Source organism: Aequorivita vitellina, from assembly GCF_022008365.1.
Lineage (GTDB): Bacteria > Bacteroidota > Bacteroidia > Flavobacteriales > Flavobacteriaceae > Aequorivita > Aequorivita vitellina.
This window is the reverse complement of record NZ_JAIRBA010000002.1, coordinates 89,225-100,139: the sequence shown is the minus strand read 5'-3', so window position 1 is coordinate 100,139 and position 10,915 is coordinate 89,225. Positions and strand designations below refer to the sequence as shown.

Annotated in this window: 8 protein-coding genes; 5 read left to right on the top strand and 3 right to left on the bottom strand. The window is 38.1% G+C overall.

Features of this window, described 5'->3' with window-relative positions; genetic code table 11:
• Nucleotides 1-73 precede the first annotated feature (73 nt).
• The 4 genes from aspS (at nt 74) to K8089_RS01475 (ending at nt 4,228) form a co-directional block, all read left to right on the top strand.
• On the top strand, nt 74-1,828 hold the full coding sequence (gene aspS / locus K8089_RS01490; RefSeq protein WP_237601494.1) for an aspartate--tRNA ligase: 1,755 nt from the start codon (nt 74-76) through the stop codon (nt 1,826-1,828).
• A 44-nt stretch (nt 1,829-1,872) separates the two neighbouring features.
• The gene (locus K8089_RS01485) at nt 1,873-3,669 is read left to right on the top strand and encodes a chloride channel protein (RefSeq protein ID WP_237601589.1); all 1,797 of its coding nucleotides are present in this window, start codon (nt 1,873-1,875) and stop codon (nt 3,667-3,669) included.
• Between the two features lie 19 nt (nt 3,670-3,688).
• The gene (locus K8089_RS01480) at nt 3,689-3,934 is read left to right on the top strand and encodes a hypothetical protein (RefSeq protein ID WP_237601493.1); all 246 of its coding nucleotides are present in this window, start codon (nt 3,689-3,691) and stop codon (nt 3,932-3,934) included.
• 96 nt (nt 3,935-4,030) lie between these two features.
• Complete coding sequence (locus K8089_RS01475) at nt 4,031-4,228, top strand: cold-shock protein (RefSeq protein WP_237601492.1); 198 nt, start codon at nt 4,031-4,033, stop codon at nt 4,226-4,228.
• Between the two features lie 83 nt (nt 4,229-4,311).
• On the opposite strand, the gene K8089_RS01470 is transcribed toward K8089_RS01475, so the two are convergent.
• Complete coding sequence (locus K8089_RS01470) at nt 4,312-4,758, bottom strand: nucleoside deaminase (RefSeq protein ID WP_237601588.1); 447 nt, start codon at nt 4,756-4,758, stop codon at nt 4,312-4,314.
• 84 nt (nt 4,759-4,842) lie between these two features.
• On the opposite strand from K8089_RS01470, the gene K8089_RS01465 reads away from it, so the two are divergent.
• Nucleotides 4,843-6,621, top strand: a complete 1,779-nt coding sequence (locus K8089_RS01465) for a 1-deoxy-D-xylulose-5-phosphate synthase (protein ID WP_237601491.1) — start codon at nt 4,843-4,845, stop codon at nt 6,619-6,621.
• A gap of 50 nt (nt 6,622-6,671) precedes the next feature.
• Here K8089_RS01465 and K8089_RS01460 read toward each other — a convergent pair whose 3' ends face one another.
• Entirely contained in the window at nt 6,672-9,275 is a 2,604-nt protein-coding gene (locus K8089_RS01460; RefSeq protein ID WP_237601490.1) for a T9SS-dependent M36 family metallopeptidase, read from the bottom strand.
• A 164-nt stretch (nt 9,276-9,439) separates the two neighbouring features.
• Complete coding sequence (locus tag K8089_RS01455) at nt 9,440-10,768, bottom strand: deoxyguanosinetriphosphate triphosphohydrolase (protein WP_237601587.1); 1,329 nt, start codon at nt 10,766-10,768, stop codon at nt 9,440-9,442.
• Nucleotides 10,769-10,915 lie beyond the last annotated feature (147 nt).

The following is a 10,915-nucleotide window of genomic DNA, read 5'->3' as shown; positions in this document are numbered from 1 at the left end:
ATAATCCCTTCAAAACCACAACAATTCATTTAATACTTGTTAAATTTGCACCCTCAATTTTTTTCAGAATAAAATGTACAGAACGCACAACAATGGTCAGCTTCGCGCTGCAGATATCAATAAGGAAGTAACCCTTGCAGGGTGGGTGCAAAAAACCCGCGATAAAGGTTTTATGGTCTGGGTAGACCTTCGCGACCGCTACGGCATTACGCAACTTATTTTTGATGAAGAAAGAACTTCAAAAGAAGTAATTGAAAAAGCTGCAAAATTGGGTCGCGAGTTCGTGATTCAAGTAAAAGGAACCGTAATAGAGCGCGAATCCAAAAACCCAAATATGCCAACCGGCGATGTAGAAATTTTGGTTTCGGAATTGAACATTCTAAACGAATCCCTAACCCCACCTTTTACCATAGAAGACGAAACCGATGGGGGCGAAGATTTGCGAATGAAATATCGCTATTTAGACATTCGCAGAAATCCAGTGCGTGAAAACCTTATTTTTCGCGCCAAAGTTGCCATTGCAGTACGCAATTATTTAGCAAACCAAGGTTTTGTTGAAGTAGAAACCCCGTATTTAATAAAATCGACTCCCGAAGGTGCGCGCGATTTCGTAGTACCTTCACGAATGAATGAAGGTCAGTTTTACGCGCTTCCGCAATCGCCTCAAACATTTAAACAATTGCTAATGGTGGGAGGATTGGATAAATATTTCCAAATAGTAAAATGTTTCCGCGACGAAGATTTGCGCGCAGACCGTCAGCCGGAATTCACACAAATAGATTGCGAAATGGCCTTCGTAGAACAGGAAGATATTTTAAATGCTTTTGAAGGATTGACAAAACATCTTTTAAAGGAAATTAACGGAGTAGAAATCTCCGAATTCCCAAGAATAACGTACGATGATGCCATAGCGAAATACGGAAACGACAAACCAGACATTCGTTTTGGGATGGAGTTTGGCGAGCTAAACGCAGTTGCACAGCACAAAGACTTCGGTGTTTTTAATCAAGCCGAATTGGTTGTAGGAATAGCAGTTCCTGGCGGAAATGCTTTCACGAGAAAAGAAATAGACAAATTAATAAACTGGATAAAACGCCCACAGATTGGCGCTTTGGGAATGGTTTATTCGCGCTGTAACGAAGATGGAACCTATAAATCTTCCGTAGATAAATTTTACGATCAAGAAGATTTGGCGAAGTGGGCAGAAGCAACTGGGGCTAAACCTGGCGATTTAGTTTGCGTACTCTCTGGAGATAAAAACAAAGTGAGAACGCAATTAAGTGCATTGCGTATGCATTTAGCCGAAGAACTTGGTTTGCGAAAAAACAACGAATTTGCTCCACTTTGGGTTGTAGATTTTCCACTTTTAGAATGGGACGAAGAAACAAATCGCTACCACGCTATGCACCATCCTTTTACTTCTCCAAAGCCCGGACAACTAGAACTTTTAGACACCAACCCCGGCGATGTTAAAGCAAACGCCTACGATTTAGTTTTAAACGGAAACGAAATAGGCGGTGGTTCTATAAGAATTCACGACAGAAAAACACAAGCAAAAATGTTCGATTATTTAGGGTTTACTCCTGAAGAAGCGAAAGCACAATTCGGTTTTTTGATGGATGCTTTCCAATACGGTGCGCCACCACACGGTGGGATTGCTTTTGGACTTGATAGATTGGTTGCAATTTTAGGAGGCCAAGAAACAATTCGCGACTTTATTGCTTTCCCGAAAAACAATGCTGGCCGCGATGTAATGATAGATGCACCAGCGCCAATTGATAAAAAGCAGTTGGAAGAACTTCATTTAAAAGTTGAAATAAAATCTTAAGAAAAAAATCCTGCAAAAGCAGGATTTTTTTGATAGCTTTAAAGATGCCTACGCAACAACGAAACATACTAACGCGCTTCCTAATCTGGAGGATTAAGCATATCCCTCAAAAGCAGTTTGTATATATAATGAGTATTGCGGTTGGCCTTTTAGCGGGAATTGGTGCCGTAGTTTTAAAAAACCTTACGCACCTGATACAAAATTTGTTGCAGGGTAAATTAATTGCTCATTATCAAACAGCTTTTTACTTTATTTTTCCATTAATAGGGCTTACACTGGCATTTTTGGCAATGCGTTATATAATTAGAAATAAAGTGAGCCACGGCATACCATCAACGCTTTATGCAATTTCAAAACGCAAAGGTTTTATGCGGCCTTTTCAAATGTTTGGCAGCTTAATCACTGCGCCAATCACTGTTGGTTTTGGAGGTTCGGTAGGGCTTGAAGGACCAACGGTCGCCACGGGCGCTGCAATAAGCTCCAACCTATCGCGGCTTTTTCATATGAATCAACCTACCAGAACGCTATTAATAGGTTGTGCGGGTGCGGGTGCGATGTCTGCCATTTTTAAAGCACCAATTGCGGCAATTATTTTCGCCGTTGAAGTTTTTAGTTTAGATCTTACGTTAATTTCAATGGTGCCACTTCTATTGGCTTCAGTTTCGGCTATAACTACTTCGTATTTCTTTCTTGGTACTGATATTTTGTTGCCGTTTAACATTACCGAAAAATTTACAATTAACGATATTCCTTTCTATATTTTATTAGGATTAGTAGCATCCATGGTTTCCATTTATTACACGAAAATGTATTCCAACATTCAAGATTTTTTCGAAAAAATAGCATCGCCAATCAAACGACTGTTAATTGGCGGGATTGGGTTGGGCATTCTTGTTTATTTTATTCCTCCACTCTATGGCGAAGGTTTCGATGTAATAAATAATTTGGTGCAAGGAAATCCGCAAGCTGCTTTAGAAAACAATTTTTTCAATTTAGATCTTTCCAGTATTTGGGTGGTAATACTGTTGTTAGCGGGTTTGGTGGTATTCAAAATTATTGCGAGTGCACTTACTTTTGGTGCCGGCGGAGTTGGCGGTATTTTTGCACCTACCCTATTTATGGGAAGTATCATGGGAAACTGCTTTGCAAAAATAATCAACAATCTTGGACTGTTGAACAATCCCGTTTCTGAAAGTAATTTCACGCTAGTAGGAATGACTGGATTAATGGCAGGAGTTCTCCATGCCCCACTAACAGCAATATTTCTCATTGCCGAGGTAACTGGTGGTTACGAATTGTTTATCCCTTTAATGATTACAGCAGCCATTTCATTTTCATTGACAAAATTTTTTATTCCACATTCCGTTTACACGATGGAATTGGGACGTAAAGGCGATTTAATTACGCACGATAAAGACCACGCAGTATTGACCTTGATGGATATAAAGACGGTTATAGAGCGTGATTTTATAGCTATTTCACCCAACATGACACTGGGTGATATGGTACACCAAGCTGTAATAAAATCTAAAAGAAACCTCTTCCCCGTTCTCGATACAAAGACGAACAATTTGGAAGGTATAATTTTGCTGGATGATCTTCGGCCAGTTATGTTCGATCAAAACTTATACGATAAAATAAAAGCTGCAGAATTAATGCACAACCCACCAGATATTATAGATTTAAACAACGATAAAATGACCGAGGTAATGCGAAAATTTCAAGATACAGGAGCCTGGAATTTACCCGTAATAAATGATGGGAAATATTATGGATTTGTGTCAAAATCTAAATTACTAACCGCATATCGCCGAAAACTAATTGATTTCTCTTCCAAATAAGTTTTAAAAAAATACTGAAATGAAATACGTTCTAACAATATTGTTCTTTCTTGTACTAATTAGCCTCGGCACTGGTTTTTACATAAAATCTGGAGATGAAGGCACGGGAAACTTAATTATCGGCCTTAGTTTAATGGTTGGCTTTTTTATATTAATGCCTTTATTTATCTATCACCGATGGAAAAATAGAGATGTAAAAGAATATATGCTTACTAAAGAAAACATTAAAAAAATGAAAGAGTATCAAAAAGAAAGAAAGATTTAACCGTGCCGCTTAACTGAGAATTTTTTGATTTTATTAACACTTAAATTCAAAAAATTATACATTTGTATTTAATTAATAATTTATTTTTTATTTAAAATGGAAGGAACAGTAAAGTTTTTTAATGAATCTAAAGGTTATGGTTTTATCACGAATGATGAAACCGGAAAAGACATTTTTGTACACGTTACCGGCTTAAACGGCGAAGCCCTTAACGAAGGTGACAAAGTAGAATATGTTGAAGAAGAAGGCCGAAAAGGACTTGTAGCAGGTCAAGTACGCGTTATTCACGACTAAAAAAATACTTGAGATTTGTTAAGAGCCTTTCATTTTTGGAAGGCTCTTTTATTTTTTAGAATTGCCAAAAACGACAGCATCGCTTATTCAGATCTTTTTTCAATAAAAAATTGTTTAAGTAATTGCGAAGCTTCTTGAGCCATCACCCCGCCCGTCATCACAGTTTTAGGGTGTAATTTTGTATTTAGTGCTATACACCCCCGCTGTTCATCTCGAGCGCCGTACACAATCTTAGAAATTTGACTCCAAAACAGAGCTCCTGCGCACATTTGGCAGGGTTCAATAGTTACATACAAGGTGCAATCTATTAAGTACTTTCCTCCTAAATAATTCGCTGCGGCAGTAATTGCTTGCATTTCGGCGTGAGCCGTAACATCGTTTAAAGTTTCTGTCAGGTTGTGTGCGCGTGCAATAATTTGGTTGTTAATAACCACAACGGCGCCAATAGGTATTTCCTTTTTTTCATAAGCAGACTCAGCTTCTTGCAGAGCGCGTTTCATAAAATAGGTGTCATCAAAAGGTTGTATTATACTCAAGGAATTACGTTTTAAAACGAAATTACAAATAAACGAATTCTCCGAGTAACAAATTCGCAATAACCGTATCTTTGCATCGTGCAAGAGAACATTTTAAATACCATAAAATTTCCTAAAGATTTACGAAAAGTTTCAGAGAAAGAATTGCCACAATTAGCAAAAGAGCTTCGTGAATTTATTATAAATATTATTGCTACAAAAGAAGGACACTTGGGTGCCAGTCTAGGCGTGGTAGAACTTACTATTGCCCTTCATTATGTTTTCAATACACCCGAAGATATTTTGGTTTGGGACGTTGGCCATCAAGCGTACGGGCACAAAATTTTAACGGGCAGAAAAGAAATTTTTCATACCAATAGGCAATTAGGTGGTATAAGCGGTTTCCCCAAAAGAGCTGAAAGCGAATACGATACTTTTGGCGTTGGCCATAGCAGTACTGCAATTTCAGCGGCACTCGGAATGGCTATCGCTTCAAAATTAAAAGGCGAAACAAACAAACAGCATATTGCTGTTGTTGGCGATGCCTCAATTGCCAGCGGAATGGCTTTCGAAGCTTTAAATCACGCAGGAGTTACAGACACAAATTTGCTGGTAATTTTAAACGATAACGCAATAGGAATAGACCCCAGTGTCGGGGCTTTAAAAGATTACTTCACCAAAGTAAAAGGCAATGGTGCCAAAGATGCCGATAATATATTTGAAGCATTAAACTTTAATTATACGGGGCCTATTGACGGCCATAATTTGCATTTGGTGATTTCAGAATTGAACAGATTAAAAAATGTTTCCGGGCCAAAAGTACTTCACATAATTACAACCAAAGGGAAAGGTTTGCGGCAAGCCGAAGAAAATCAAGTGGTATATCACGCGCCCGGCAAATTTGATGCACTTACAGGTGATCTCGCACCAAAAAGTAACAATGTTCAGCCGCCAAAATTTCAAGATGTCTTCGGAAAAACATTAGTTGAACTTGCCACAAAAAACGAAAAAATTATAGGCATTACCCCTGCAATGCCAACGGGAAGCTCTCTAAAATTTATGATGGATGCTTTCCCCGAACGCGCTTTTGATGTTGGCATTGCTGAACAACATGCAGTAACTTTTGCAGCAGGTTTGGCTACTCAAGGGTTTACTGTTTTTTGTAATATCTATTCCACATTTTTACAGCGGGCGTACGATCAAGTAATTCACGATGTGTGCTTGCAAAAAATCCCTGTGATTTTCTGTTTGGATAGAGCTGGAATTGTAGGTGAAGATGGCGCCACGCACCACGGAATATTCGATTTGGCATATTTAAACTGTATTCCGAACCTCATTCTTTTCGCTCCTCGCAATGAATTTGAATTGCGAAATATCATGTTTACAGCGCAAGAAGGGTTGGAATTACCAATATTTATAAGATACCCTCGCGGTAGAGGAACCCTTTTAAACTGGCAAAATCCTTTTAAAAAAGTTGAAATCGGGAAAGCTCATTTCCTTCAAAAAGGTACTGAAATTGCTGTTTTGACTATTGGAACTATGGCAAACAACGCTTTGGAAGCAATAGAAAAACTAACTACTTTACAACGAGAGAAGGTGGGATTGGTTGATGTACGCTTCCTAAAACCTATGGATGAAAGCTTGCTTCACGAAGTTTTCAGCAATTACAAAACAATCATCACGATTGAAGATGGTACCGTAGTAGGTGGTTTGGGATCTTCGGTCGTGTTATTTGCTTCAAAGCATCACTATAAAAACCCAATTGAAATTTTGGGTGTTCCAGATGTATTTCCTGAACACGGAACGGTTTCAGAATTACAGGAACAGTCGGGTATTTCTTCAGAAAAAATATTTATAAAACTTCAGAAATATTTATAAAAAAAAGAGGCTCTTTCAAGCCTCTTTTATATTTAAATCTATAAAACTTCTTAGTTAATAATTAACTTAGTTGTTTGAGAGCGATCTGCACTTTCAATCTGCATTAAATAAATACCAGTATTAAGTTGGCTCGCATTAACATTTGCAGTTGCGTGAAGTTCTATTTGTTGGGTGAAAACTTTTCTACCATTCATGTCGAAAATAGAAACTGTTGTTTCACCTACATCAACACGAGATTTTATAGTAATCTCTCCATTAGATGGATTAGGATAAACTACAAAATTGTTTTCTGTGTTGCCGTTATCAGCAGTTCCAAGAATACAATCTACTGGAACGTCGAATGCTTCAGTACCATCAGATCTGCTGTTAGAGCTTCCTTGAACAGCGCTTAAACCAAGACCTCTTTTAGCGAATGCTCTCCAGATAATACATCTGTTTGCTCCGCCATTGGCAATTAAATCGGCTTCAAGAATTGCATCACGACCGTCAATAAACCCTGGGCTACAAGGTTGTAATTTCATACCATCAAGAACGAGTTGCATAGAAATATTGTTTCCTCCAGTACCATTGTAAAGATCTGCATCAAAACCGTGCTCATCAATTAAATCCCAAGTAAGGTCCCACAACATCGTGGCCCAAACCGAACCAACTCCATGAGGAACTGATTGTGTTTTAATATCGTTATAAGTAAAGTCGTTAACCGCAAAATCTGAACTATACGGATTGGTTCTTAAACCTGCACCAGCTATACCTTGTCCTAAAGCATAGGTTCCAGTTCCACGAGCATCGAATCTAGTATCGCCTGGCTTCATTGTTAATATAAAGCCTAAATAATCACTCCAGCCTTCACCCATTTGTTCTTGGTTTTGAAGACAACCTGCAGAAAGGCGACCACCTGTTAATCGATTTGAAACACCATGGCCGTATTCGTGAGCTACAATACCATTATCTAAATCGCCATCGCGTCGAAAGTTATCGGTTCCAGATCCATCATCAACTAGAGTAGCGTTTATAGTATCTCCATTTAGAAGCGATGCGATAATTGCTTCTCCGTCAGATTTGTAGATCATAACAGCTGGGATAGTAATTTGTGCACCATTCCCACCCATTGAAATAGGATCAGTAGGTGTATCGTTTACAATAATTACAGCAATAGCACCTTCGTTCTGTGCATTAAGCACTTTTACGGTAAAGTTACATTCACCTCTTCTTATTACGGCTATTTTGCCAGTAATATCCGAACCATTGGTAATGTTATCGCAACCGTCATTTGCGTCTGTTGAAGGCCCTGAGTTATCGTCTTCTACTACAACAAGATCTGCTGTTATAGGTGTAGTTGTTAGAGGTGGCGCAAAATTAGAATCCATTGCATAATACTGTCCAGATAATGGACCATTATTAACGGTCAAAAATGTGCCCAATACTGTTCCTGGTGCGGTCCATAGGTACATTTGCATTCTTGGTGCACTACCGTCTGGAGGTGTTCCAAAGTTTGCGTTGTTCATTCCGCTTCCGTCCTGTGCATCTGCAAAAACATAATCACCTTGGCCTGGTGCTCCCGTATAGTTTTTAACTTGGAAGTTACCACTAGCTTCATCAAAACCATAATGATACATTACATCGTGCATCATATTATTCATATAAAATAAGTTGGTAATAGAACCATCTGTAAAACCATTTGGATCTTGCGGAAGGTTGAATGGAAAATCAAAAGTTAAGGTTGGACCACCTTCTGCTCTCGCACCAGAACCATTATTACCATTTTTATCTTCTTGAGCAATCACATTATTACCGCGAGTATACGTAAATTCTTCTCCTGCAACTCCATCAATATCGTGCCATCCAAAAGGAGAAGCAGCAGCGTCTGATGGGTCATTTATTAATTGGTCTGATCCATCGTGCGGACCAAGTTGTGGCAATGGAAACACGCGATAGGTTGCATTTGCCAACGTTGCGATAGGCATAAAAGCATCACTTTTAGTTGCTTCCAAAATGCTTTTAGTACTTGCGTGAGAATGTGCTTCGTCGCCAAAATTACAGCTAACAACCCAATCCATTGTTTCTAATAATGCACCCGTCATAGCATCTATGCGCACACTGTAATAATGTGATGCATCTAAAAGCGAAATGCTTAAATCCCAAGCTAGCTTTAAAGCGCCGGTATCTTCCATTTTTTGATACACTAGCTCAACAGGAATATTTTCTAAAGAAATGGATCCATTTGAAAAAATGTAGCTGTGATCGGAAGTTGTTTCTATCAAGTTTAAATTTGTAGGACTTTGCAAACCAAGTGCAGTTGCCGCTTTTCCTATTGCGCTTACCGCAGAGATTGATGGCGTAGTGCTGTTTACTTTTGCAGAGATATTTTCTGTAAATGAAATTTTAGCACTGTAGACGGCTCCATCTTTAATAACAAAAGGCGAAGTAGAATTATAAACCTTTATTCCTTGGTAGCGCTGTTCTACATATATATTATCCGCCTGCAAGCTTTTTGAAAAACTTTGTGACACAATTGATACATCTGTTATATCCTGTGGTTGCAACGAGTGCTGCGATCGATTTTGTTGAAGGTACGTTTTTACCAAATTACTGTAATCCTGCGCAAAGGATACGTTTACAGTTAAAATGATAAGTAAGTAAAGAACTTTTTTCATAAATTTTAAATTAAGTTTTAGGTGGTTTTTGTTTAGATATACTATCTAGAAAATTATGTTAAAATTTTCTCAAAAAGGAGAAACGATAAAAATATCATAAAATTGAGAATATAACCATCAAAAGTTTCACTTTTAACATTTAACGACTGTCATATTTATGAATTCTAAAGATTTCCCTTTATTTTCTGAAATATTTGAAGGGCATTTCCGTCAGTTAATCGTGAAATGTAATTGCAGCACTCCATCAAATAATTATATACTGTAGGTGTATTACTTAATTCAAAATCAATGGTTCGCAACAAAAGTTTGTCGTAATGACGCATTTGGTTGTTATGCTGATTTTCAAATGCCGTAGTGAAGGTTTCTAATAATGTTGATAGAATATTATAGCCGGCAATTTCCTTTTCTGAAACCTCTGCGCTTTGGTAAACTTTTTCAACACTAATTTTAATAATATCGGCAATTTGAACTTTGTACTCACTTTTGTCGAGCAAGGCTTCAGAAAATGTACCTTTTAATATTTCTTCCTCATTTTCAATAAAAATTTTTGCCGCTTCTGCAATCAAGGTATTTATGGCAAGTGCCCGTAAATATGCCAATCTATCCTGCGGTGTTTTTAATGAGGAATAAACTTCCTTTTTTAAAGTTGTGCGCACCAAATTAATTAAATATTCCAACGCCATGTCTTCATCAATCAAACCTAGGTTTATGCCATCTTCAAAATCTATCAATGTGTAGCAAATATCGTCTGCAGCTTCTACTAAGTATGTAAGTGGATGACGCGAATACCTGTTTTCGCCTTGGTTTAAAAGTCCCAATTCTGAAACTACTTCATTAAAAAAAACCGTATCACTTTGAAAAACCCCGTACTTTTTATCGGCAACATGTGCTGTAGGCTTTTTTGGAAGTGATTCTTTTGGGTATTTCATAAACGCACCCAAGGTGGCAAAAGTAAGCCGAAGGCCTCCTTCAACTCCATTTTTAGATTGCGTTAAAATTTTAAAACCGTTCGCATTTCCTTCAAAATCTACTAAATCTTGGTATTCTTTATCTGTGAGCTGTTCTTTAAATCGCCTTCCATTTCCGTTTAAAAAATAATCGCCAATCGCTTTTTCGCCACTGTGACCAAAAGGTGGATTGCCAATGTCGTGTGCCAATGCAGCCGCAGCCACAATAGCTCCAAAATCGTTAAAATGATAGCCGTGTACCTTTTGCAATTGTGGGCGTTTTTTAAGAATAGCTTTCCCCACCGTTCTACCCAAGGAGCGACCTACAACCGAAACTTCCAAACTATGCGTTAAGCGCGTGTGCACAAAGGATGTTTTAGACAAAGGAATAACCTGCGTTTTATCCTGTAAACTTCGGAAAGCCGACGAAAAAATTACGCGGTCGTAATCTACTTCAAAGCCCAAACGGGTGTCATTTTCTTCAATCCTGAGTCTTTTGTTTTTATCGCCTTGCTTCCGTAGCGAAAGCAGTTGTTCCCATTGCATCATAACGTGTGAAAATTTTGAAGGCAAGATACTATTTTCAGAAGGCAAATCAATCATTTTTTTTCATTCGCCTTAACCTTCAGCTAACCCTAATTTGACTAATTGGTAACCGCCAATTAACACCTTCTTTACACAAGCCTGGTTTCT